Raw genomic sequence first — 22,192 nt, 5'->3', positions numbered from 1 at the left:
CCCCCGTGCCGGCTCGACAGCGAAGCCATGCGCTGGACCTATGTGCTCAGGGCACGCGAACGCTGGCTCAGTTCGAGCGAGGCCAGCAACAGCCGTGAAGAGCAGGCCTACCGCACGCTGAAGGGCTTCGGCCTGAAGGACGCCGACCTGGAGGCTTTGGCCGGCGCGCCGCGCGTCGTCGTGCGCATGCCTTACGCGTCCGAGCACGAGGGTTGGCAGGCCCGCATCTTTCCCTGGGAGTACCTGCTGGCCAAGGCCACGCGGCGCTATCGCAATGTGGACAACCACCGCGTCACCGTGATGCGCGAGGTGGTGACCCCGGCGCCGGCCACCTGGCAAAAGTCCCGCGAACCCAGTCTGCTCTATGTGCAGAGCGCGCCCGGCGGCCTGCGGCAGAGCTGGGACTTCAGTGCCGAAACCAAGCGGCTCAAGCGCGCCCTGGGCGGCATCCGCCTGATCGAGCTGAAGGACCCGAGCTGGCAGCAGCTGCACGATGTGGTGAAGCAGCTCAAGCCCGACCTCGTCCACCTGAGCGGCTTCGACAATCTGGCCGGCCTGAAGGCCCTGCGCGACCTCGTGCCCGAAGGCGAGGCGGTGGAGGCCGAGTTCGGCCCGATGCGCCTGGACGAAGTGCTGGCCAAGGAGTCCAGCGTGCCCGACGGCATGCTGCTGGCCGGTGAGACCGCCGGCACGGCGGTGATCGGTGCGCAGCGGCTGGCCGAAGCGCTCCGGGCGGGCGGAGATCACTGTGCCTACTTCGTCTCGGTGAGCCTCGAGAACTCGGCGGCTCGCACGGCGGCGCTGATCGTGGCGGAGCGCGCGGCACTGGCGGCCGTCGGCTTCCAGGACGCGATCGAGGACCAGCTGGTGGACTTCTTCTTCGAGCTGGTCTACAGCCAGCTCGACCAGGCCGTGTGGAATCTGCCGCTGGCCTTCGAGAGTGCCTGGATGCGCGCGCGCAAGGAGCCCCGGGCCACGCGAGCCACCGGCGTCACCTTGTGGATGGGCGCGCCGCTGAACGAGGCGGCCTTCAACCAGGGTGACCCCGCCGCTGCCGAGTTGCGCGATGCCGGTACGCCGCCGCGGCTACAGGCCGTGCCCGAGGAAGAGCTCAACTACGCGGTGCTGCACAACAACGGGCGGCTGTTCCGCCAGATCGTCGTGGAGCGGGGCAGCGCCCAGCCCGACGACTGGCTGAGCGTCGATGTCGAGCTGCAGCTCGGCCCCGAACAGGCCCGCTGGCGCAAGCGCTTCGCGGCCGGCGAGACCCGTTTCGACCTCAGCAGCGAGGTGCATGTGCCGCTGACCGCGGCGCTGATGCGTTCGCTGCAGGAGGCCGTCAACAGCACCCTGATGGTCCAGTTGAGCCACAACGACAAGGTGCTGACGCGCGACAGCCATCGCCTGCGCCTGCTGCCGGTGGACCAATGGCGCGACAACGACAAGGACGGCCAGTGGCTGCCCTCCTTCGTGCTGCCGCGCGACCCGGCCGTCGTCCGCGCGGTGGAGCTGGCGCAGCGCTATGTGCGGGTCCTGCGCGACAACCCGGCCGCCGGTTTCGAGGGCTACCAGGCCGCGCCCAGCACCGAGGAAGAACAGCTGCGCGAGGTCGACCTGCAGGTGCAGGCGATCTGGGCCGCCCTGCTGCATGAATGGCAGCTGGGCTACATCAACCCGCCGCCTTCCTACAGCAGCAAGCTCGATTCGCAGCGCCTGCGCACGCCCAGCGCCATCCAGGGTGGGCGGGCTGGTACCTGCATCGACCTGGCCCTGCTGTTCGCCGCCTGCCTGGAGCTGATCGACGTCTACCCGGTCATCTTCCTGCTCAACGGCCATGCGCTGCCGGGCTATTGGCGGCACAACAGCTTCCAGGCGGACTATCTGGCCGTCAGCGGCGACGGCGCCCACGGCGCGATGGCCGGGGCGGCGGATCGCAACTCCTCCGCCAGCCTGCAGCGCTATGCCTGGCAGGCGATAGGCAACGCGCCCTACCGCGAGGTGAGGCAGCTGATCCGCGCGCGGCGCCTGGTGCCGATCGAGACGGTGCGGCTGACCGAGCACTGCGGTTTCGTCGAGGCAGTGGAGGCGGGCATCGATGCGCTGGCCGAAGCGGAGGATTTCCATTCGGTGCTGGACGTCGTGACGGCGCGCATGAACGGCATCACGCCCTTGCCCATCGTGGAGGAACGGTCATGAGCAGCGGCGATCTCTGGACGGATGTGAGCGACAGGCTGGCGCTCGAGGAAGCGCCGACCCAGCTCAGCACCCTGCCCATCGGGCAGCGCCGCCGGCGTGCCGCCACGCGCGACGCCGACGGCCGCGCCAAGGTGGAGCTGGTGCGGGACGAGGACGGCCTGCTGCGCTGGGTCTATTCGCCGCCGACCACGCCGGGCGGCACGGGGCGGCGCTCCTACCGGTCGATGCGCGTGCCGCCCGAGGACGTGGTGCAGAGCTTTCGCTTCAACGACTTCGGCAGCAATGCGGTCACCGCCAAGCTGATCGAGGCCGACAACTGGCTGACGCCCGACCAGGGCATGCAGCGTTGGCAGGACGGCCATCTGGTGGCCGATGCCCAGCCCCGGATCGACAAGGGCCGCGTGCTGCTGCTGGTGCATGGCACCTTCAGCAAATCGCAGATGTGGTTCGACGAATTGCAGGCCACCGAGGCTGGCCGAAAGCTGCTGGCTGGCTGGCAGCAGAAGTACAGCGCCATCCTGGCTTTCGGCCACGCCACGCTGTCAGTGGCGGCCTGGTCCAACGCCCTCGATCTGCATCGCGCCCTGTTGAACGTCAGCGCGCCCATCGACGTGGTCTGCCACAGCCGCGGCGGCCTGGTGGTGGGCTGGCTGATGCGGTTGCGCGCCGTGCCGGTGGAGCGCGTGGTCTTCGTGGCCTCGCCGCTGGTGGGCACCAGCCTGGCGGCGCCGGACAAGCTGCGCGCCGCCCTCGACATGATCGCCAGCTATGCCGACGCCGTGTCGGCCGTCAGCAGGCAGGCGACGGGCATCGTGCCTTTTGCCGAGGGTGTGTCGCTGCTGGCCAAGATCTTCGGCAAGGTGCTGCATCTGGGCAGCACCACGCCCATCGTCGACGCGGCCGTGGGCCTGGTGCCGGGGCTGGCGACGCAGCAGCTCGTCAGTAACAACGGCGATGTGCGCCAGCTGTTCGCCGACCCCTGGCTCTGCACGCCCAAGATGTTCGGCATCGGCGCTTCCTTCCAGCCCGACGAGAGTGCGCAGCCGATCTGGAAGTTCTGGCGGCGCTTCAGCCACATCGGCGACCAGATCAAGTACGGCGCCGCCGACATGGTCTTCCCCGGTCCCAACGACCTGGTGGTGGACGTGGACTCGATGTTCCGGCTCGGTGAGGGCGGCAACATCACTTTCGAGGCCCTGGGTGTGAGCCCGACGACGCACCACACCAACTACTTCCGCGACGAGCGGGTCATCACCTTCCTGGGTGATCAGTTGTAGGGCGCGTTGCGCCGGCCTCCACGAGCTGCAGCAGCGGCTCGACCTCAGCCACGTACTTGCCCGAGGCACGAAGAACCTGCGCATAGGCCGGCGCATCCGTGCGGTAAAGGCTGGTGAGCATCAGCAGCGCGGCCCAGCCGCTCGGCCCGAGCTGCGCGACAGGGCTCACTGTCCAAGGCGTCAGGAACCAGGCAGCGAAGTCGGCCGCCGTGGGCAGCTGCAGGGCCAAGCCCTGCCAGCTCATGGCCGGGTCGAGCAGCCGCGCCAGCCAGTCGCGCAGCGCCTGCTCGGCAGCTTGCACGTGGTCGGCCAACTCGTCCGGCCATTCGACGGCGACACCGAGGTCATAGGGGTCGATGCCGGCGGCTTCCAGCGGTTCGCGCATCCAGGCATGGCTTGGCGGGCCGCCGGCCTGCCAGCTGCCGAGCCCACCCGCCTGCGCGGCGCCAGGCCAGATCGAGCGCCAGTGGGCCGTGAGGGCGGGGGCCTCCCAGCCCACCGAGATCGACAGCCGCGCACCTGTGAACCCGGGCTCCACCTCGGCGTTGAGGGTCTGCACGACCTCGGCCGATTCGCGGCGCAACTCCAGCACCAGCGGGCCTTCCATCAACAGCCTGAAGCCGTGATCCTCGGCAGCACGGCGCAGCCGCGGCAGCACGGCCTGGCCCAGCGCTGAAGGGCTCACGGCCTCGTGCAGGCCATACACCCGGCAGGGCGCGGGCAGCGGTCGCCAGGCCCCCGCCCAGGTCGGCAATCCCTGCAGGGCGAGGACGGACTTCATCGGGATGCTGACATGGACGTTGCACTCCGCCGCCACCTTGCGGGCATGCGCTTCCAGGTCCTGACCCTGAACCCAATGCCGCAGCGCCAGCGTGGTTCGGTTGGCGGCCACATAGGCCGGCAGCGCGTTCTGCTGGCGCAGATCGTCCAGGCGCAGCAGGTCGCGCAGGTCGCGGCAGGCGTCGAACAGCGGCACGAAGTTGGCGACCATCCAGTGGGCGAGGGCGTCGCCCAGCGCATCGATGTCGCTGGCCTCGCAGCGCAGGTCATACCAGGGGTTGGCGCCGGGCCGCGTCTCGGCCTTGGCGCCGAAGCGCGCCAGCCCGCCCAGCCGATGCGTGTGGCAGGGCAGGTCGCGGCCCGGCCGCACGGCGCGGTACAGGGCGTGCGGCAGCATGGGCTCGACGTGGGCCGACGGCAGTACGCGCAGATCGTCTGTCACCTGCAGGCGCAACGCCTGGATGCCCAGCGGCACGACGCGCGCGAAGCGCAGGCCATCGGGGCCAGCGCTGGCCTGGAAGCCGTGCACGGCCAGGACCGGCGCGATGCGCTGCAGCAGCACGCGAATGACGCCGCGCCGGCTGTGCTCCTGCGGCTCGGCGGCTGGAGCGGTTGCCGGTGCCGCGGGCTTCAATGCGATGCGCCCATGCTGCGTCAGCGCCCAGCCGCCGGGCGCATAGCAGCGGCCAGCCTGCGGGTCCAGCACGCACAGGCCCAGCGGCAGGGCCACGCTGACGGCCGCGGGCAGCAGCTGGTCCAGCGCCTGCAGGGTCAGGCCCACGCTGAGCACGGACGAGCCGCCGGTGTCGCCATCGGGCGGCCCCTCCAGCCAACCGGTCGGAAAGCGGGCCTGCATGGCTTGGGCCCAGCGCAGCATGCGCTCGTTGCGGCCTGAGGGTGTTGCGCTCAGCTGCTCGTGCAGCTGGACAGCTTGCGCCAGCGTGGCCGTGCCGGGATGCTCGAACAGATGGATGACGTAGCTCATGGCTCGGGTGTGTGAGGCCCGGCCATTCTGCGGTCAGCGCCCTCAGGCGCCGATGAGCGACCCCAGCTGCCAGGCCGCAAACCCCGCCAGCAGGACGGCGGACCCGCGACGGATCCAGCGCAGGTGTCTGGCCCGCAGCCGCTCGCGCAGCCGGCCCACCAGGCCGACCAGCACCAGCCACCAGGCCGCCGAGCCGACAAAAACGCCGGCGATCATCCAGCCCGGCGAGGACGTCGTCATGCCGCCGGCCAGCGACGAGAACACCGCGATGAAGGACAGGATGGTGGCGGGGTTGGACATCGTCAGCAGGAAGGTGCCGCCAAAGGCATGCCAGCCCTTGATGCCGCCCTGCACGGCGGCCGCCTGGCGGGCCTCGCCGTCCTGCCAGGACTTCCAGGCCAGCCACAGCAGGAAGAGAGCGCCGCCCACGGCGAGGCCGACGCGGGCGTCGGTCAGCAGCGTGATGACCGCCGTCACGCCGAAGGCGCCGATGGCGCCGTAGAGGGCATCCGCCACCGCCGCGCCCATGCCGGTCGCAATGCCGACGCGGGGGCCGTGGTCCAGGGTGCGCTGGATGCACAGCAGGCCGATGGGGCCGACAGGCGCGGCGATCGACAGGCCGATCAGGGCCGACTTCAGCAGCAGGGGCAGGGGCGAGGTGTCCATGCCCAAAAGTCTATTCAGGCTGGCTGCGGCCATGAATGCTTTATTTCAGGCAGACTGGCTGGGTTGCCTGAAAGTTTGAGGTGAATCAGCCATGAGCATGGTGGATGACAAGGCTTGGCGCATCCTGTCTGCGCTGCAGGAAGACGCCCGCGCCTCCCTGAAGACGCTGGCCGAGGTGGCCGGCCTGTCGCTGCCGGCCACCGCCGAGCGCATCAAGAAGATGGAGGCAGCCGGCGTCATCCGCGGCTATCACGCTGACATCGCACCGGAAGCCCTCGGCTACATCATCAAGGCCGTGGTGGCCATCACCACCCAGCATCCCTACAAGCACAAGTTCATCGACATGCTGCGTGCCAAGCCCCAGGTGCTGGAATGCCTGCATGTGACGGGGGCGGATTCCTGCCTGTTCACCGTGGTTGCAAGAGACATGCAGGAGCTGGAGCAGTTTCTCGCCGGCATCAACCAGTACGGCGAGACCAGGACATCGATCGTGATGTCCTCGCAGATCCCGCGGCGCGGCGTGCAGAGGTTCTAGCGCATCACTGCGCGACCAGCTCGACGCGCCGGTTCTTCGAGCGCCCGGCGTCGTCGGTGTTGCTGGCCACGGGCGCCAGGCTGGCCAGGCCTTTGGCGCTGAGGCGCTTGGCGTCGACCTTGTAGGGCGCCGCGGTCAGGGCCAGCACGACGGCGCGGGCGCGCTCCATGCTCAGGGCCTGGTTGGCCTCCAGCGTGCCGACGTTGTCGGTGTGGCCGACGATGTAGGCCTTCAGCCCGGGCTGGTTCTTCATCAGCTCGGCCATGGCCTCGAGCTGGGCCTTGGACTCCGGCTTGAGCTCGGTCTTGCCGGTGTCGAAGAAGAGGCCGGTCAGCGTGACCTTGCCTTCGGCGGCCAAGCCGGCCTGCAGCGCATTGGGATCGACCGTGACCTGGCCGGTCTCCATGGCCTTGGGCTCGACGACCTGCACATAGGTGGCGACCAGGCCGGTGGTCGCATTGGCGGCCAGGGAGTTGTAGATCAGCACGGTGGCTTCCTGGCCGGGCTTGCCCAGGGTGCCGACCAGCATGCGGCCTTCGTCGCCGGACAGGGCCGAGGTCAGGCTGTAGCGGCCGCTGTTGGGCGTCTCGACATAGCCCTTGGCCCAGACCATGCCCTTCATCGGATCGCTCAGCTGGAGCCAGGCGAAGTAGAGGTCGAAGCAGTCGCGCTCGCAGGCGAAGCGCTTCTTGAAGCCGGCCGCGTTCAGCGCCTGCTCGTAGTTGCGCCACACCTCCAGATTGGCCTTGCCGCGCGGCGCGATGTAGATCGTCTGCGTGACCTTGCCTTCGAGGTTGAGCGGCGTGTCCTTGAATTTGCGCTTGTCCGCCTTGGACAGCTCGGGGCTGGCGGGCAGGGCCGCGGCGTCCCAGTTGGAGACGCGCTGGCCGGCCAGCCAGGAGCCGGAGAAGCGCTTGATGAGGGCATGGTCTGCCGCACCGGGCACGTCGGTGTAGGGGGCGTCGGCGGCGAGGGCGGCGCCCTGGACGGCCAGGGCCAGCAGGGCGGCGGCGAAGCGAGTGGAAGTCTTCATGGTCAGTAGGCTTGTGAAGTTATTGCAGCACCATCTCGACACGGCGGTTCTTGGCGCGGCCGTCGTCGCTGGCGTTGGAGGCCACCGGCGCGAAGTTGGCGACGCCGCGTGCCTGCAGACGGTTGGCCGCAACGCCGCGCTGGGCCAGCGCCGCCACCACGGCCTTGGCGCGGCCCTCGCTGAGGGCGAGGTTGGCGTCGATGCTGCCGACGTTGTCGGTGTGGCCGACGATGAGGACCTTCACGCTCGGCTGGGCCTTCAGCACGGCGGCCATCTGGTCGAGCTGGGCATTGCTGTCGGGCTTGATGTCGGTCTTGCCGGTGTCGAAGAACAGGCCGTAGAGGGCGATGCGGCCCTCGGCTTGCAGACCGGCGCCAATCGCCTTGGCGTCCACCGTGACCTGGCCCGTTGGCATGGCCTTGGGCTCGACGATCTCGATATAGGTGGCCGAGCGGTTGGTGTGCTCGTTGGCGGCCATGGAGGTGAACAGCAGCAGGTTCAGCGTGCGGCCGCCACTCGTCAGCGTGCCTACCGCCATGCGGGCCTGGTCGTAGCTGATGGACATCGCCAACGGCCAGCTGCTGCCGCGGTACTCGGCGCCGGCACCGGGCACATCGCCCTCGGCCCAGCGCATGCCCTTGGCGCGCTCATAGCCGTCCAGTGCGAAATAGGCCTTGGTGCAGCCCTGGGCCTCGTTCTCGCACTGCCAGGTCAGCTTGAAGCCGGCCGCGTTCAGCGCCTGCTGGTAGTTGCGGAAGACCTCCAGCGGGCTCTTGCCCAGCGGGCCCAGATAGAACAGCCGCGTGGCCTTGCCCTCGAAGTTCACCGGCTTGGCGAACTTGTCGTTCTCGGTCTTGGACACGCCGCTCGCATCGGGGAAGCTGCGCTGCTCCCAGTCCTGCTGGGCATAGCCGGCGAGGACACTGCCGGTGAAGCGCTTCAGCACCGGGTGGTCGGCACTGCCGGAGACGTCGGCCTTGGGGGCATCGGCCAGGGCCGTGGTGGCCAGGGTGATGGAGGCGAGGAGGGCGAGGGCGGCTCGGTGGAGCGTCGTCATGGGCGGCGTCGGTTGGGGGTGGCGCGATGTTGACGCAGCCAACGCGCGAGGCCCTCGCCCCGGTGACCTGCAAACGTGGGACGTGCCGCCCTCAGCGGTGGGCCAGTTCGTAACGAAATTCAACGCAGGGCCCGCCGCGGAACTCCGTGTCGATTCGCTGGACCCGGGACGCGCCCAAACGCTCGAGCAGGCGGATGCAGGCGGTGTTGCGTGCGTCGGTCTGCGCATGGATGCGCTCGATGGCTGTCTGCTCCAGCACCATGGCGATGGTGGTTTTCACCGCTGCGCTGGCGATGCCGCGGCCCTGCGCCGCGCGGGCCAGGCTGAAGCCCAGCTCGGCCTCGCGGCCGTCGGCGCTGATGAAGACGCCGACGTCGCCGAGCAGCGCGTCGCTCGCCTCATCCGCAATGCCGAGCTGCGTCCACTGGCCCGGCATGAAGAGCGGCACGGCGGCCATCTCGTTCAGAAAGGCCAGTGCCTCGGCATCGGGTTGAGGCGTCCAACCCTGCCAACGGCCGACCTCGGGGTCGCCTCGGTAGGCCTGGAAGGCGGCGAGGTCCGCGGCGTGGAGGCGGCGGAGCTTCAGACCAGCTCCTGCTCCGGGCTGCGGTAGTGATAGCGGTAGGCGAAGACAAAGCCCATGCGCGCGTAGAGCCGCTTGGCGACCTCGTTGTCGCTGCCCACCTGCAGATAGGCCTGGCGCGCGCCCTGGTCGTGGGCCAGGGCCAGCAGGGCCCGGCACAGGCGCTCGGCATGGCCCTGGCGCGGCACGGCCGAGAAGATGTCATAGAGGCCGACGATGTCGCCGTCGACCACCATCTGGCCACAGGCCAGCAGGGCGCCCGAGGCATCGTGCAGCGCAAAGCCCTGGTAGGTGACCGGGGCGTTAGCAATGCGCTCGGCATGGGCGGCGATGGCCGTATCGGATGAGCCGCGCAGGGCGCCGACGGTGGCGGCATAGGTGGGGGCGTCCAGCGTCTGCAGCGCCACCAGCGGCGGGATGGGCAGCAGGCGGTTCAGCACCATGACGTCGGCCGCATCGAAGCTGGCCCAACCCTTGGCGGCCAGCCGTTCGTCGAGGTCGGCCGGCTGGCTCCACGGCGTCACGCGCACGGCCAGCGGCAGGCCGGCGGCGTCATAGGCCTGCTGGCAGCGGGCCAGCAGATCATCCAGCGGGAGGCTGCCAGCGCGCAGCGCATTGATGCAGCGCGAGCGCTTGGCCTTGCCCGGCGACAGGCGGATCAACCAGCCGTCGATGTCGGCCTGCTGGGGTGGCGCGGAGGCGTCGAGGCCGGCGAGTTCGGCGCGCAGGGCAAGGGGCGACGACGAGGCATCGATGGCTGGATTCATTCGCCCGCTCGCAGTTTCTTGACCGCGGCCAGGTCCTCGACGGCGACGCCCATGCGGCAGACGAACTGCTGGCCGCTGAGTTCCCAATCCGGCGATCGCCGCCAGCTCTCGAGCTCCATGGCGTTGAGCTGCCTCACCGGCACGACGACCGGTTGCTTGAACAAGACTGACGCAGGGGTGGCGGATCCGGGCGGCAGTGAGTCCTGCTGCGCCGAGCCGCAGCCTGCCCAGCCGCCATCCGCAGTCTCGTAGACTGGCACGTACTGATATTTTTGGTGGTAGAGCTGCCCATCCTTCGCGCGGATGACAAAGAGCAATGCATGCTCGTGATTCGCAAATGCCGGCCAGCCATAGTGATCGAAGGCGTCGAAGCGAATCGTGCCGGCCTCATGGCGCCCATGAACGACCCTCAGCACACGGTATTCAGCGTGGAAGGCTGAATCCAGCATCACGCAGTTTTTGCAAACCGGGGGCTTGAACTGTTCGACCTTGAGCTTCTGGCCCACAAAGGCGATGAGGTCGGCATCGGCGGCTTGAGCCATGCCGGCGGCAAGGGCCAACGTCGTGGCGACGAGCCGCTGGAGCAGGTTGTTCATGGGTTCTGCAGCAGCATGGCGGGCTGACGCCACAGGCATCGCCACTCGGGCAGGCAGACGCCACCGAAGGGCGGTGTCGTGCCGGGGTCGATGAACTCCGCGCCCAGGCGGGCGTAGAAGCGCTTGGCGGGCTCGTTCTGGTCCAGCACCCAGAGGTGCAGGGGTTGGGTGTGGGCCGGCCCCAGTTCGCGGACGACGGCCTGCAGCAGCTGACGGCCGATGCCGCCACCCTTGAGATCGGGGTGGACGTGCAGGTTGTCGACCAGGGTGCCGCACTCCGGCTCATGGCCGGGCAGCACATAGGCGAAGCCGATCATCCGGCCGGTGTCGTCTTCAGCCACGATGCCGAAGGCCGCGGCAGCCGGCGACACCTGCAGGCGCTCGCGCCAGACGGCCTGGCGCTCGGCAAAGACCTCGTGGTCGAGGAAGCTGTCCGGCACGATGCCGCGGTAGGCGCTGCGCCAGCTGGTGGCGTGGAGAAGGGCGACGGCGTCGGCGTCAGCCGGCTGCATGTCACGCAGCTTGATCTCTGTGCGGGATCCGGGGGTCATGGCGTCGATGGCGCGGGCACGATGAGTTGGGTCGAGGATGAACATTTGCCGAAGTCGCAGCCAGATGCCGTTACCTCCAGCATCAGTAGGCTGTCCACCACCTTGGCAGCAAGTTTGCAGCTCGAATGGGCGTGTAGGAATTGATGGGCGACGTCGCCCTCTCTGAGCGTGAGGCGAGGAGGCCAAGTTGGAACAGCGAGTCCTCTCTGCTGTTCTCTCGATTTGGCAACGTCGTTCAGGGAACGCCTCAACGCCAGGTTGTACTGGTGTTCCTGATCCGCGGCATGGTCCGTCGAACCATCCTTGCGCACGATCGTTGGCGGCGGCATCTCGCTGGTGATGACCAGCTCCCAGATGCCATGCGGATCCTGGGGCTCCTGGACTTCCACGCGCTGGACGCTGCACAGGTTCGCACTCAAAACCGCAGGAGCGACCGAGACCAACAGCGCGGGCACGAACCACTTCAAAGTGATGCGCTCACCGCATCGTCTCGATGCGCCTCACCATCTCCTTGGCGAAGTCCACAAAGGCCTGGGCCCCCTTGGAGCTGGGGTCGAACACCACGCCCGGCAGCCCATAGCTCGGCGCCTCCGCCAGCCGCACATTGCGCGGGATGACGGTGTCGAAGACCTTGTTGCCGAAGTGGGCCTTGAGCTGGTCGCTGACCTGCTGCTGAAGCGTGATGCGCGGGTCGAACATGACGCGCAGCAGGCCGATGATCTGCAGGTCGTTGTTCAGGTTGGCGTGGATCTGCTTGATGGTGTTGACCAGGTCAGTCAGCCCTTCCAGTGCGAAGTACTCGCACTGCATCGGCACGATGACGCCATGGGCGCTGCACAGGCCGTTCAAGGTCAGCATGGACAGCGACGGCGGGCAGTCGATGAGGATGAAGTCGTAGTCCTTGCCGGCATCGTGCAGGGCAGCCTTCAGCCGGGCCTCGCGGCGCTCCAGCGCCACCAGATCCACCTCGGCACCAGCCAGTTCGCGGTTGGCACCCAGCACGTCATAGCCCGCCTTTTCAGCGCGGGTCTTGGCCTCGGCCAGGGAGGCGGACTCCAGCAGCACGTCGTAGACGGTCAGCTCCAGCTTGCGCTTGTCGATGCCCGAGCCCATGGTCGCGTTGCCCTGGGGATCCAGGTCGACGACCAGCACCCGCTGGCCGATCTGCGCGAGGCCGGCGGCGAGGTTGACGGTGGTGGTGGTCTTGCCGACGCCGCCTTTCTGGTTGGCGATGCAGAAAATCTTGGCCATGGGTTCCAGTTCTAGGACTGCCGGCATCGTACCGGCGCAGGGTGACGGTGAGGCTAGTGCCTGACCCTTGCGCTGCAGTGTTTGCGGGTCGAGCGCCGGGCCGCTCCGTAGCCGGCCCGCGTTGGCGATGTGCTCGTGGCTCGACGCCGCGAGCATCGCCGCCCCCCTCGGGAGACCGGTCAAGGTACTCCTTGGACGAGGGGCTTCACTTCAGCGGGGCTTCATCCAGATGATGCAGCGCTGGGCGTCCAGGCCCGGGACGGCCAGTTGTTCCACGTGAAACACGTCCACGTCGGCGGGCAGGGCGGCGATCTCGTCGGCTGGGTGCTGGCCCTTCATGGCCATCCAGACCGCACCTTCCGTCAGGTGCTGGCGGGTCAAGCTGGTGAAGTCGACCAGCGAGGCGAAGGCGCGGGAGGTGATGACGCCGAAGGGTTCAGTCTTCAGCTGCTCGACCCGGCTGTGCACGCCATGCAGATTCGGCAGCTTCAACTCCGCCGCGACCTGCTGGATGAAGGTGGCCTTCTTGGCGACGGCGTCCACGCAGCTCACGTCGGTACCGGAGCAGCAGATGGCGATGACGACGCCCGGCAGTCCGCCGCCGGCACCCACGTCCATCAGCCTGGCCGGCGCACCGTGCTTCAGCAGCGGTGCGATAACCGACAGGCTGTCCACCAGGTGGTGGGTCAGCATCTGCTCGGGATCACGGACGGCGGTCAGGTTGTAGACCTTGTTCCACTTCTGCAGCAGGGCCAGGTAGGCCAGCAGCTGGTCGAGCTGGGTGTCGCTGAGTTCGAGGCCGAGTTCGGTGGCTGCCGTTTGGAGCTGCTCCCTCATGCCGCCTCAGCTTCCGTGAAGCCCTTGAACTTGCCCTTCTTCAGGTGCACCAGCAGCAGCGAGATGGCGGCCGGCGTGATGCCGGAGATGCGCGAGGCCTGGCCCAGCGTCTCGGGGCGATGTGTGTTCAGCTTCTGCCGCGCCTCGAAGGAGAGGGCGTGGACGAGGCCGTAGTCCAGTTCTTCCGGTAGCTTCAGGTGCTCGAAGTTGGCCGCGCGGGCGACATCGTCGACCTGCTTGTTGATGTAGCCGGCGTACTTGGTGCTGATCTCGACCTGCTCGGTGACCAGAGCGGCCAACTCAGGGCCCAGTTCGGCGTTCAAGGTTTCACGTGAAACACCCGACTCCGGGCGGGCAATAGCCGCGACTTCGGCGACGGTGTCGAACACGACGCCCGGTCGGCGCAGCAACTCGACCAGTGTGTATTCCCGCTCCAGCGCCTTGCCAACAAGCCGCTCGGCGTCCGCCGCTGGCAGGATGCCGGGGTGCACCCAGGTGCTCTTCAGCTTCTCGGTTTCACGTGAAACAGCGTCGCGCTTGCGGTTGAAGGCGGCCCAGCGCTCGTCGTCCACCAGGCCGAGTTGGCGGCCGGTTTCGGTGAGGCGGGCATCGGCGTTGTCCTCGCGCAGCTGCAGACGGAACTCGGCACGGCTGGTGAACATGCGGTAGGGCTCGGTCACGCCCTTGGTGATGAGGTCGTCCACCAGCACGCCCAGATAGGCCTGGTCGCGCGCGGGCGTCCAGGGGCCGTCGCCACGCACCTGCAGCGCCGCGTTCAGGCCGGCGAACAGGCCCTGGGCCGCGGCCTCCTCGTAGCCCGTCGTGCCATTGATCTGGCCGGCGAAGAACAGGCCAGCGATGACCTTGGTCTCGAAGGACGCCTTCAGGCCGCGCGGGTCGAAGTAGTCGTACTCGATGGCATAGCCGGGGCGCAGGATGTCGGCGTTCTCCAGGCCCGGGATGCTGCGCACGGCGGCGAGCTGGATGTCGAAGGGCAGGGAGGTGGAGATGCCGTTGGGATAGAACTCGTGCGTCGTCAGGCCCTCGGGCTCCAGGAAGATCTGGTGCGAGTCCTTGTCGGCGAAGCGATTCACCTTGTCCTCGATGCTGGGGCAGTAGCGCGGGCCCACGCCCTCGATGACGCCGGTGAACATCGGGCTGCGGTCGAAGCCGCTGCGGATGATGTCGTGGGTCTTCAGGTTCGTGTGCGTGATCCAGCAGGGCAGCTGCTGCGGGTGCATCTCTCGGTTGCCGATGAAGCTGAACACCGGCACGGGATCGAGGTCACCCGGTTGCGCCTCACACTTCGAGAAGTCGATGGTGCGGCCATCGAGACGCGGCGGCGTGCCGGTCTTCAGGCGCCCCTGCGGCAGCTTCAGCTCCTTCAGGCGAGCCGACAGCGACACCGCCGGCGGGTCCCCGGCGCGGCCGGCGCTGTAGTTTTCCAGGCCGACGTGAATGCGGCCGTCGAGGAAGGTGCCGGCCGTCAGCACGACGGCGCGGCCGCGGAAGCGGATGCCGGCCTGCGTGATGGCGCCGACGACGCGGTCGCCTTCCACCATCAGGTCGTCGACCGCCTGCTGGAACAGCGTCAGGTTGACCTGGTTCTCCAGGCGGCGGCGGATGGCGGCCTTGTAGAGGATGCGGTCGGCCTGGGCGCGGGTGGCGCGCACGGCCGGGCCCTTGCTGCCGTTCAGGATGCGGAACTGGATGCCGCCTTCGTCGGTGGCCAGGGCCATCGCGCCGCCCAGGGCGTCGACCTCCTTGACCAGGTGGCCCTTGCCGATGCCGCCAATGCTGGGGTTGCAGCTCATCTGGCCCAGGGTCTCGATGTTGTGGGTCAGCAGCAGCGTCTGCGCGCCCATGCGGGCAGCAGCGAGGGCAGCCTCGGTGCCGGCATGGCCGCCGCCGACGACGATGACATCGAATTCCTTGGGGTAGAGCATTTCAGTTATCCGTTCCGCATTTCGGGCCGAGCGCCGGGCCGCTCCCTAGCCGGCCCGCGTTGGCGATGTGCTTGCCGGTCGATCCGGCAAGCATCGCCGTCCCCTCGGGGGACCGGCCAAGGTAGTCCTTGGACGAGGGGCACCACTTGCCAGGCGAACCGCGAATTTTACGAAGTGGCTGTGGATAAGTCACCCCGTCCGCCGGGGCGGGGAAGGGACAATTCCGCTCTTATGGAATGCCGCCCCCGCTGCGCCGCCTGCTGCATCGCACCGTCGATCAGCTCGCCCATCCCCGGCCACCCGAATGGCAAGCCGGCGGGCGTGCGCTGCGTGCAGCTGGACGACGAGTTGCGCTGCCGCATCTTTGGCCAGCCGGAGCGCCCGGCGGTCTGCGGCTCGCTGCCGCCGCACGAGGAGATGTGCGGCGAGAACCGCGAGCAGGCCATGCGCTGGCTGGGCTGGATGGAGAAGGAAACGGCGCCGGGCTAGAGTCGGCCCACCGCCGACTTTTTCGCCGCGCCATGACCGATCTGCAACGCCGCCTGCTGCTGCTGTCCTCCGCCGGCCTGGCCCTGCCGAGCTGGGCCGAGACCGCCTGGCCCAGCCGCACCATCCGTCTGGTCGTGCCCTTTGCGCCGGGCGGCAGCAGCGAGATCGTCGCCCGCACGGTCGCGGCCGAGCTGACCAAGACGCTCGGCCAGACCATGTATGTCGAGAACAAGCCCGGCGGCGCCGGCAATGTCGCCATGGCCGAGGTGGCACGCGCCGAAGACCAGCACACCCTGGTGCTCGGCCATATCGGCACCCTGGCCGTGAACCCGTATATCTTCGACAAGCTGCCCTACGACCCGGTCAAGGACTTCCGCCCCGTCACCTTGCTGGCCAAGGTGCCCAGCCTCTATGTCGTCCATCCCGACGTGCCGGCCAAGACGCTGCAGGAGTTTGTTGCCTACGCCCGCAAGCGCCCGGGCCAGCTGAACTACGGCTCCGCCGGCAACGGCAGCGCCGGCCATCTGGCGATGGAATATCTGAAGATGGCCGCCAACCTCTTCATCCTGCATGTGCCCTACCGCGGCACCGGCCCCCAGCTGACCGACCTGCTGGGCGGGCGCCTGGAGGCCGCCGCCGTCGGTGCGCCGGCCGTGCTGCAGTTCATCAAGGCCGGCAAGCTGCGCTGCCTGGCGACCGGCTCGCGCGAGCGCCTGCCCCAGCTGCCCGATGTGCCGACCGTGGCCGAACAGGGCTTCCCGGGCTTCGAGATGACGCAGTGGTACGGGCTGCTGGCGCCGTCCAGCATGGCGGCGGCCTCGGTCGACAAGCTGGCTGCCGAAGCGGGCAAGGCCATCCGTTCGGTGGGCGCCAAGGAGAGGCTGGGTGCCGACTCCGCCGAGGCCGTCGGCAACACGCCTGCCCAGTTCGCCGCCTTCATCGCCCAGGAGCAGCAGCGCTGGAAGCCCGTCATTCAGCGCGCCAAGGTCAGGCCGGATTGACTGGCGCCCCAACGCGGGCCGGCTCGGGAGCGGCCCAGCGCCCGGCCCGCCAAGCTACGGCGCGCGGATGGTCCCAGTATTTGTCGAAGAAATAGTGCAGCACCGTGTTCGCGAGTGGCTCGATGAAGGTCACCGCGCCGGCCACGGCGATGCTGCCGGTCAGCGCATAGGTGACCGTGAAGGAGGTGCCGAGGTGCAGGATGCCGAAGCTGACGGTCTTGGCCATGGTGCTATCGCCTGATGAGATCGAATAGTCAAATGCTAATGATTCTCATCGCCGCCGGCCAATCGCTTGATTCAATCGCCACGATCGGCGTTTACGCTTGACGACCATGACGCCGACCGACACCCCACCGCCGCCCGCCAGCCTGCTGGGCCGCCTCGCCGAAAAGCGCGGCGCCTTTGCCGACGCCTACACGCTGAGCTTCCCGCGCGCCGTGACCCTGGCCGAGTTCGTCGAGGCCTTCTACACGACCCGCCTCTTCAAGGTCGAACGCGCGCTGATCTCGCTGCTGGGCAAGCCGTCCAGCGACGCCATGGCCCGCGCCGTCGCGCGTGGCGAGGGCGAGCGCCTGGCGGTCTGGACCATCGAGGCCCGCGAAGGCGACGAGCTGCTGATGCACGAGGACAGCGGCGCCACGCGCTCCTGGTTCAAGGCCGAGGCCGGCGCTGGCGGCACGACGCTGTGGTTCGGCTCCGCCGTCGTGCCGCGCCGCAAGGGGCCGGGCGGTGAGCCGCGCATGGGCTGGGGCTTCCATGCCCTGCTGGCCTTTCACCGCTGGTATTCGCGCGCCCTGCTCAGCGCGGCGGCGCGCCGCCTGCAGGCCTAGGACTTGGTGCCCTTGCCGCTGACCTTGGCCGTCACCGGCTGCTTCGTCGCCAGGTCCTCGATCCACGCCTCGCAGGCCTCGGCCGCGACGCGGCCGGCGACCCGATAGGCCTTGCCCGCCTCGGGCGTGAAGGCCACGTCGCCCTCGGCCCGGCAGGTCGGGTTCGTCATCGCCAGGATGGGCGCGGCGTATTGCGTCGTCGCCAGCAGGTGCACGCGCGCCGGGCGCAGCGGCAGCTCGTTGCTCAGCGCCACGGGCGCCACGGAGAAGCCCCGTCCCTGGTTGGCACGCACCGTGGCCATGCTGGTCGTCGCCAAGCGCCGGCCGTCCACCTGCGTCATCTCGAAGACATGCAGCTGCTGGCCGCTGACCTGCACGGTCTGGTCGGCCACGTTGACGGTCGGGCCGGTGTAGTCCGGCGGCGTGGCGGGCTGGAGGCCGCTGAAATTGGCGCAGCCGGCCAGCAGGGCGGCGCTGAGCGGGGCGATGCGGAAGAGGTGTTTCATCAGACGGCCAGCTTATCGCGCCGCGACCCCTGTTCCAGGGACGCCGCCGCTGGCCGGCTTTCGCCGGGGGCCGCGTTGGTAGAAGCAGGCCGATCCCCGGCCGTCCACTTCCGCAGGAGCTCCCCATGAACCGTTTCAAACTCGCCGGCCTGGCTGCCGTCCTGAGCCTGGGCGCCACCGGCGTGCAGGCCGCGTCCTTCGTCGACACCTTCAGCGATGGCACCGGCCTCATCCAGACCGACAGCGCGCCCTATGCCGAGGCCTGGCTGGCCTCCAGCGAAGCCCCGGGCGGCGGCCGCTACCTGGCCAACACCATAGCCGCGTCGGCGGCCCAGAACGGCAAGTTCATGTTCGCGGCCATCCAGGCTGGCGCCTATTTCACACTGGCCGACGCGGCGATTCCGCTCTACACCAACCTGACCTATGGCGTGGCCAACCTGCTGGGCCAGGACCTGTCGCTGGACCTGCGCAGCGAGTCCGGCTTCAGGCTGGACTTCCGCTATGTGTCGGCCCCGATGTCGCTGACGGCGACAGTCATCACGGCGCACGGCGCCGGCAGCTTCAGCAGTGTGGCCGACTTCGCCACGGGTCTGAATGCATCGTCCGCCCAGACCCTGCTCATTCCTTTCAGCGCCTTCGTCAACGACGCCGGCAACCCCAGCCCGGTCGACTGGGGCGACATCGACGCCATCACCTTCATCGTCTCCGGCCCGGGGGGCTCGGGCTTTGCGCTGGACAGCTTCAGCACCGTCCAGGCCGTGCCGGAGCCGGCCAGCCTGGGTCTGCTGCTGGCCGGATTGGGCTTGATCGGCGGCCGCGTCTACCGCGCCACCGCGGCGCGCATCGACCGCGCCACATAGGCCAGGGCCACGGCCGCCAGCGCGAAGCCGACGATGACGCCCGGCATGACCTGGTCCATGCGCAGGGCCTCGCCCTTGAGCACGCTCATCATCAGCGTGTTCTGGGCAAGACCTGGCACCCAGAAATACCAGGGCGCTTCGCCGCCCGGATTCAGCAGGCTCACCATCGGCGCCAGCGTGACGGCGGTGATGACGAGGGTGCTGCCGGCCTGGGCTTCCTTGAAGGTCTTGGAGCGGATGGCCAGGGCCATCAGCAGGGCCGACAGGCCGGCGGCCAGCGGGATCTGCAGCAGCCAGAAGGCCAGCACTTCGGCGCCGCCGAAGCTGAACTGGGCCTGCAGCACGTCGCTCTTCAACAGCCACTGCGCCGGCACGAAGCTCAAGGAGGACAGCAGGGCCACGGCCATGCCCATCAGCGCGACGGCGCCCCATTTGCCGGCCACGATGGCGCCGTGCGGCGCGGGGTTCATCAACAGCGGCTCCAGCGAGCCGCGCTCGCGTTCGCCGGCCGTGCTGTCCAGGGCAGCGGTCAGCGCGCCGTAGAGCACGGCCATGATGATGAACATCGGGACGATGCCGGTGAAGCGCGAGGCGCGGGCCTGGGCGCTGGCGAGGTCGCGCTCCTGCACGTCGATGGGCTCGAGCAGCTCGGTGGATACGCCGCGCATGGCCAGGTTGAGCACGGCGCGCTCGCGGCTGAAGCCATTCAGCAGGCGTGCCATCTGGCCGACGCCGGCGCTGGCGCGCTGGTTGGCGCTGTCGCTGACGATCTCCACCGTCGGCGCCTCGCCGGCCAGCAGCCTGGCCTCGAAGTCCTTGGGCACGACCAGCACCGGCTCCAGCAGCTTGGTGCCGCGCAAGGCTTTCTCGTAGTCGGCCGGCGCGGCCTTGACGGTGAAGGTCTGGCGCTCGATGTAGTTCTTCAGCGTCGGCGCGGCCTCGATGTTGACGGCCAGGATCTCGCGCCTCTCGGCGCGCTCCTCCAGCGAGGCGATCAGGCCGGAGAGGGCCATCAGCAGCAGCGGGCCCATCAGCAAGGCGGGAATGAGCAGGCGCAGCAGGGTGCGGCGGTCGCGCAGGGCGTCGGACAGCTCCTTGGCAAAGACGATCAAAGCTTGTTTCACGCGGCCACCTCTTCGGGGAAGGCGAGTTTCACGAAGGCATCCTCGAAGCGGGATTCACCCGCCTGTTCGAGCAGGCTGGGCACGCTGCCGTGGGCGACGCTGCGGCCCTTGGAGACGATGATGACCTCGTCGCATAGCTGCTCCACCTCCTGCATGATGTGGGTCGAGAAGACGATGCACTTGGCCCCGCCCTCGGGGCTGCGCAGCCAGCGCAGGGCCTCGCGCAGGGCGCGCGTGGCCAGCACGTCCAGGCCGTTGGTGGGCTCGTCGAGCACGATGTTGGCGGGGTCGTGCACGAGGGCGCGAGCCAGGGCCGTCTTCATGCGCTCACCCTGGCTGAAGCCGTCGGCGCGGCGGTCCAGGATGCCGCCCATGTCGAGCAGCTTGGCCAGCTCCTCGGCGCGTGCGTTGGCGGCGTCGGGCGCCATGCCCTGCAGGCGGCCGTAATAGACGATGTTCTCGCGCGCCGACAGCCGCGGATAGAGGCCGTGGGCGTCGCCGAGGATGCCCATGCGCGAAAGCGCCTTCAGCGAATCGCTCTTCACGGCGATGCCGTCGACCGTGATCTGCCCCTGGTCCGGCGGGAAGAGGCCGGCCAGCATGCGCAGCGTCGTCGTCTTGCCGGCGCCGTTGGCGCCCAGCAGGCCGGTGATGCGGCCGTTGGCGGCCTGCACGCTGACGCCCTGCACCGCATGCACGACGCGTTTGGCGCCGCGTTTGAAGAGGCTGCCGCCGCTCTGGGCGACGAAGTGTTTGTGAACGTCCTGGATGTTGATCATTTGGCGCTCCCTGCTTGCGAAGCCTGCACGGGTTGGAAGGCGACGGGGCGCGGGATGCGCGTGGCGCAGGCGGCGTCCTGGGGCAGGGCCGCGGCGTCGGTCTTGGCATCGATGAAGCGGAACATCAGGTCGCGCACGCAGCCGACGGCCATGACGCCGTGGCCGGCTTCGTTCACCACCAGGTGCTGCACGCGCTCGGGATGGCCGGCGCCCAGGGCCTGGGCGGCATGCTCGCCATGGCGTGGCGGCGTGGCCGGGTCGGCGCCGCCGCTCATGATGAGGACGGGGCTGGGGGCGGGCGCGATCTTGTAGAAGTCCGGTGTGACCGCGCCACGGGGCCAGGTCTTGCAGACACGGCCGTACATCTCCGCGTCCACGCGGCCGAAGTCGCTGCCGGGCGCATCCTTGGCCTCGGCGATGCGGTGCGCGTCCTCGGCGCACATCACCGAGAAGTGCATGCCCATGGCCAGGCGCAGGGACGGGCTGGAGCCGAAGGCCGTGGTCAGGCCGAACAGCGGCGCGAAGTTGCCCTCGCTGGCCGCGGCGTGGATGGCCGCGGGCAGGGCGGCGGCCAGGGACGGCTGGTAGAGCGGCCCGCGCACGGAGCGCATGACGAGGTCGCGGTCCACCGTGAAGCGCTCCAGCACGCCGGTCAGCGGCTGCTGCACGGCCACGGGGCGGGGCAGGGAGGCCAGCAGCTTCTGCCAGTCGGCGCGCAGGCCGGGGTGGGTCTTGGCATGGGCCTCGAAGAGCTTGTCCAGCGCGGCCTGGCCGTCGGTGGAGAAGCTGGCCGGCAGGATCATGTCCGGCGGCGCGACGCCGTCGATGACGGTGCGGCGCACCTTGGTCGGGAACTGGCGCAGGTATTCCACCGCGGCGCGCGTGCCATAGCTGGCGCCGATGAGGTTCCACTGCGGCACGCTCAAGCGCTCGCGGATGGCCTCCATGTCCTGCATGGCGATGGTGGTCGTGAAGAAGCGCAGGCCGCCGTCCTGGCCGTAAGGCAGCTTCTCAAGCCCGACGCGGCATTCGTCGATGCGGCGCATCTGCGCGGCGGGCTCGAGCTGCTCGGCGACGGAGAGCTTGCTGTCGTCCGGGCAGTCCAGCGGCGCCGAGCGGCCGGTGCCGCGCTGGTCGATGAAGACGAGGTCGCGGCGGTTGTTCAGGCGGGACAGTCGCGGCAGCACGCGCGAAGCCACCTTGATGGCGCTCTGGCCGGGGCCGCCGGCCAGCAGCAGCACGGCGTCCGGCTGCTTGTTGCGCGCCAGCGCCGGCACGACGAGGTAGTGGATGTCGATCTTGGCGCCGTCCGGCCGCGCCGGGTCCAGCGGGCGCTGCAGGCTGCCGCATTGCAGCTCGGTGGCGATGCCGTCGATGCGGCAGGGCTTGAGCGGCGTTGCCGCGCCCGCCGCGCCGCACAGGCCGGCCAGGGTCGCGGCCGCGGCGACTCTCGTCAGGCGTCCTCTCCAATCACGCATGCCAATCTCTTCTTGTCGTTGGGATGGCGAGCAGTATCCGGCCCGCCCCTGGCCGCCCCCTGGGC

Annotated in this window: 24 protein-coding genes; 7 read left to right on the top strand and 17 right to left on the bottom strand. The window is 69.0% G+C overall.

The window, feature by feature from the left end:
- The first annotated feature begins 27 nt into the window (after positions 1-27).
- Both AC07OY_RS12600 and AC07OY_RS12595 read left to right on the top strand, forming a co-directional pair.
- Positions 28-2,196, top strand: coding sequence for a hypothetical protein (locus tag AC07OY_RS12600; RefSeq protein ID WP_495042924.1), 2,169 nt, complete (start codon positions 28-30; stop codon positions 2,194-2,196).
- Positions 2,193-3,473 (top strand): esterase/lipase family protein, encoded by a 1,281-nt coding sequence (locus tag AC07OY_RS12595; RefSeq protein WP_495042923.1) that lies wholly within the window; start codon positions 2,193-2,195, stop codon positions 3,471-3,473. Before AC07OY_RS12600 ends, AC07OY_RS12595 begins: the two co-directional genes overlap by 4 nt.
- On the opposite strand, the gene AC07OY_RS12590 is transcribed toward AC07OY_RS12595, so the two are convergent.
- Positions 3,448-5,238, bottom strand: a complete 1,791-nt coding sequence (locus tag AC07OY_RS12590) for a hypothetical protein (protein WP_495042922.1) — start codon at positions 5,236-5,238, stop codon at positions 3,448-3,450. The two genes, AC07OY_RS12595 and AC07OY_RS12590, sit on opposite strands and share 26 nt — an antisense overlap.
- Before the next feature lie 42 nt (positions 5,239-5,280).
- Complete coding sequence (locus AC07OY_RS12585) at positions 5,281-5,904, bottom strand: LysE family translocator (RefSeq protein WP_495042921.1); 624 nt, start codon at positions 5,902-5,904, stop codon at positions 5,281-5,283.
- A 97-nt stretch (positions 5,905-6,001) separates the two neighbouring features.
- Between AC07OY_RS12585 and AC07OY_RS12580 the strand changes: the two genes are divergently transcribed.
- Entirely contained in the window at positions 6,002-6,439 is a 438-nt protein-coding gene (locus AC07OY_RS12580; protein WP_495043527.1) for an Lrp/AsnC family transcriptional regulator, read from the top strand.
- Between the two features lie 4 nt (positions 6,440-6,443).
- Here the strand turns inward: AC07OY_RS12580 and AC07OY_RS12575 are convergent, their stop codons facing one another.
- The 10 genes from AC07OY_RS12575 to mnmG all read right to left on the bottom strand — a co-directional run bounded on the left by AC07OY_RS12575 (position 6,444) and on the right by mnmG (position 15,060).
- Complete coding sequence (locus AC07OY_RS12575) at positions 6,444-7,472, bottom strand: OmpA family protein (RefSeq protein ID WP_495042920.1); 1,029 nt, start codon at positions 7,470-7,472, stop codon at positions 6,444-6,446.
- 19 nt (positions 7,473-7,491) lie between these two features.
- Positions 7,492-8,529: a DUF4892 domain-containing protein gene (locus AC07OY_RS12570; RefSeq protein ID WP_495042919.1), complete on the bottom strand. Its 1,038-nt coding sequence runs from the start codon at positions 8,527-8,529 to the stop codon at positions 7,492-7,494.
- A 91-nt stretch (positions 8,530-8,620) separates the two neighbouring features.
- Positions 8,621-9,115 (bottom strand): GNAT family N-acetyltransferase, encoded by a 495-nt coding sequence (locus tag AC07OY_RS12565; protein WP_495043526.1) that lies wholly within the window; start codon positions 9,113-9,115, stop codon positions 8,621-8,623.
- A complete protein-coding gene (locus AC07OY_RS12560; protein WP_495042918.1) occupies positions 9,112-9,879 on the bottom strand; it encodes a GNAT family N-acetyltransferase in 768 nt (255 codons plus the stop codon). The genes AC07OY_RS12565 and AC07OY_RS12560 overlap by 4 nt, the downstream gene beginning before the upstream one ends.
- Entirely contained in the window at positions 9,876-10,475 is a 600-nt protein-coding gene (locus AC07OY_RS12555) for a hypothetical protein (protein WP_495042917.1), read from the bottom strand. The genes AC07OY_RS12560 and AC07OY_RS12555 overlap by 4 nt, the downstream gene beginning before the upstream one ends.
- Positions 10,472-11,026, bottom strand: a complete 555-nt coding sequence (locus tag AC07OY_RS12550; protein WP_495042916.1) for a GNAT family N-acetyltransferase — start codon at positions 11,024-11,026, stop codon at positions 10,472-10,474. The genes AC07OY_RS12555 and AC07OY_RS12550 overlap by 4 nt, the downstream gene beginning before the upstream one ends.
- Complete coding sequence (locus AC07OY_RS12545; RefSeq protein ID WP_495042915.1) at positions 11,023-11,481, bottom strand: hypothetical protein; 459 nt, start codon at positions 11,479-11,481, stop codon at positions 11,023-11,025. The genes AC07OY_RS12550 and AC07OY_RS12545 overlap by 4 nt, the downstream gene beginning before the upstream one ends.
- 22 nt (positions 11,482-11,503) lie before the next feature.
- On the bottom strand, positions 11,504-12,277 hold the full coding sequence (locus AC07OY_RS12540; RefSeq protein ID WP_495042914.1) for a ParA family protein: 774 nt from the start codon (positions 12,275-12,277) through the stop codon (positions 11,504-11,506).
- A gap of 210 nt (positions 12,278-12,487) precedes the next feature.
- The gene (gene rsmG / locus AC07OY_RS12535) at positions 12,488-13,114 is read right to left on the bottom strand and encodes a 16S rRNA (guanine(527)-N(7))-methyltransferase RsmG (protein ID WP_495042913.1); all 627 of its coding nucleotides are present in this window, start codon (positions 13,112-13,114) and stop codon (positions 12,488-12,490) included.
- The gene (gene mnmG / locus AC07OY_RS12530; protein WP_495042912.1) at positions 13,111-15,060 is read right to left on the bottom strand and encodes a tRNA uridine-5-carboxymethylaminomethyl(34) synthesis enzyme MnmG; all 1,950 of its coding nucleotides are present in this window, start codon (positions 15,058-15,060) and stop codon (positions 13,111-13,113) included. The genes rsmG and mnmG overlap by 4 nt, the downstream gene beginning before the upstream one ends.
- Before the next feature lie 231 nt (positions 15,061-15,291).
- Between mnmG and AC07OY_RS12525 the strand changes: the two genes are divergently transcribed.
- Together AC07OY_RS12525 and AC07OY_RS12520 are read left to right on the top strand one after the other, a co-directional pair.
- Positions 15,292-15,549 (top strand): YkgJ family cysteine cluster protein, encoded by a 258-nt coding sequence (locus AC07OY_RS12525; protein ID WP_495042911.1) that lies wholly within the window; start codon positions 15,292-15,294, stop codon positions 15,547-15,549.
- Positions 15,550-15,581: 32 nt separating this feature from the next.
- Positions 15,582-16,550 (top strand): Bug family tripartite tricarboxylate transporter substrate binding protein, encoded by a 969-nt coding sequence (locus AC07OY_RS12520; protein WP_495042910.1) that lies wholly within the window; start codon positions 15,582-15,584, stop codon positions 16,548-16,550.
- On the opposite strand, the gene AC07OY_RS12515 is transcribed toward AC07OY_RS12520, so the two are convergent.
- Positions 16,537-16,776, bottom strand: a complete 240-nt coding sequence (locus AC07OY_RS12515; protein WP_495042909.1) for a DUF2061 domain-containing protein — start codon at positions 16,774-16,776, stop codon at positions 16,537-16,539. The genes AC07OY_RS12520 and AC07OY_RS12515 overlap by 14 nt on opposite strands.
- A 106-nt stretch (positions 16,777-16,882) precedes the next feature.
- On the opposite strand from AC07OY_RS12515, the gene AC07OY_RS12510 reads away from it, so the two are divergent.
- Positions 16,883-17,380, top strand: a complete 498-nt coding sequence (locus AC07OY_RS12510) for a hypothetical protein (RefSeq protein ID WP_495042908.1) — start codon at positions 16,883-16,885, stop codon at positions 17,378-17,380.
- Here AC07OY_RS12510 and AC07OY_RS12505 read toward each other — a convergent pair.
- The gene (locus AC07OY_RS12505) at positions 17,377-17,886 is read right to left on the bottom strand and encodes a hypothetical protein (protein WP_495042907.1); all 510 of its coding nucleotides are present in this window, start codon (positions 17,884-17,886) and stop codon (positions 17,377-17,379) included. The genes AC07OY_RS12510 and AC07OY_RS12505 overlap by 4 nt on opposite strands.
- Before the next feature lie 125 nt (positions 17,887-18,011).
- Here AC07OY_RS12505 and AC07OY_RS12500 point away from each other — a divergent pair, with 125 nt between their 5' ends.
- Complete coding sequence (locus tag AC07OY_RS12500; protein ID WP_495042906.1) at positions 18,012-18,746, top strand: PEP-CTERM sorting domain-containing protein; 735 nt, start codon at positions 18,012-18,014, stop codon at positions 18,744-18,746.
- Here the strand turns inward: AC07OY_RS12500 and AC07OY_RS12495 are convergent.
- From AC07OY_RS12495 to AC07OY_RS12485, 3 genes are read right to left on the bottom strand one after another with little or no spacing between them, the layout of a single operon-like run.
- Positions 18,707-19,870, bottom strand: a complete 1,164-nt coding sequence (locus AC07OY_RS12495) for an ABC transporter permease (RefSeq protein WP_495042904.1) — start codon at positions 19,868-19,870, stop codon at positions 18,707-18,709. The genes AC07OY_RS12500 and AC07OY_RS12495 overlap by 40 nt on opposite strands.
- Positions 19,867-20,649, bottom strand: coding sequence for an ABC transporter ATP-binding protein (locus AC07OY_RS12490; RefSeq protein WP_495042903.1), 783 nt, complete (start codon positions 20,647-20,649; stop codon positions 19,867-19,869). The genes AC07OY_RS12495 and AC07OY_RS12490 overlap by 4 nt, the downstream gene beginning before the upstream one ends.
- Positions 20,646-22,127 carry an alpha/beta fold hydrolase gene (locus tag AC07OY_RS12485; RefSeq protein WP_495042902.1) on the bottom strand — a complete coding sequence of 494 codons (1,482 nt, stop codon included), beginning with the start codon at positions 22,125-22,127 and terminating at the stop codon, positions 20,646-20,648. Before AC07OY_RS12485 ends, AC07OY_RS12490 begins: the two co-directional genes overlap by 4 nt.
- Positions 22,128-22,192: the final 65 nt, after the last annotated feature.

The organism is Roseateles sp. GW821-FHT09H10 (assembly GCF_059415865.1).
This window is presented reverse-complemented; position numbering and strand designations above follow the sequence as displayed.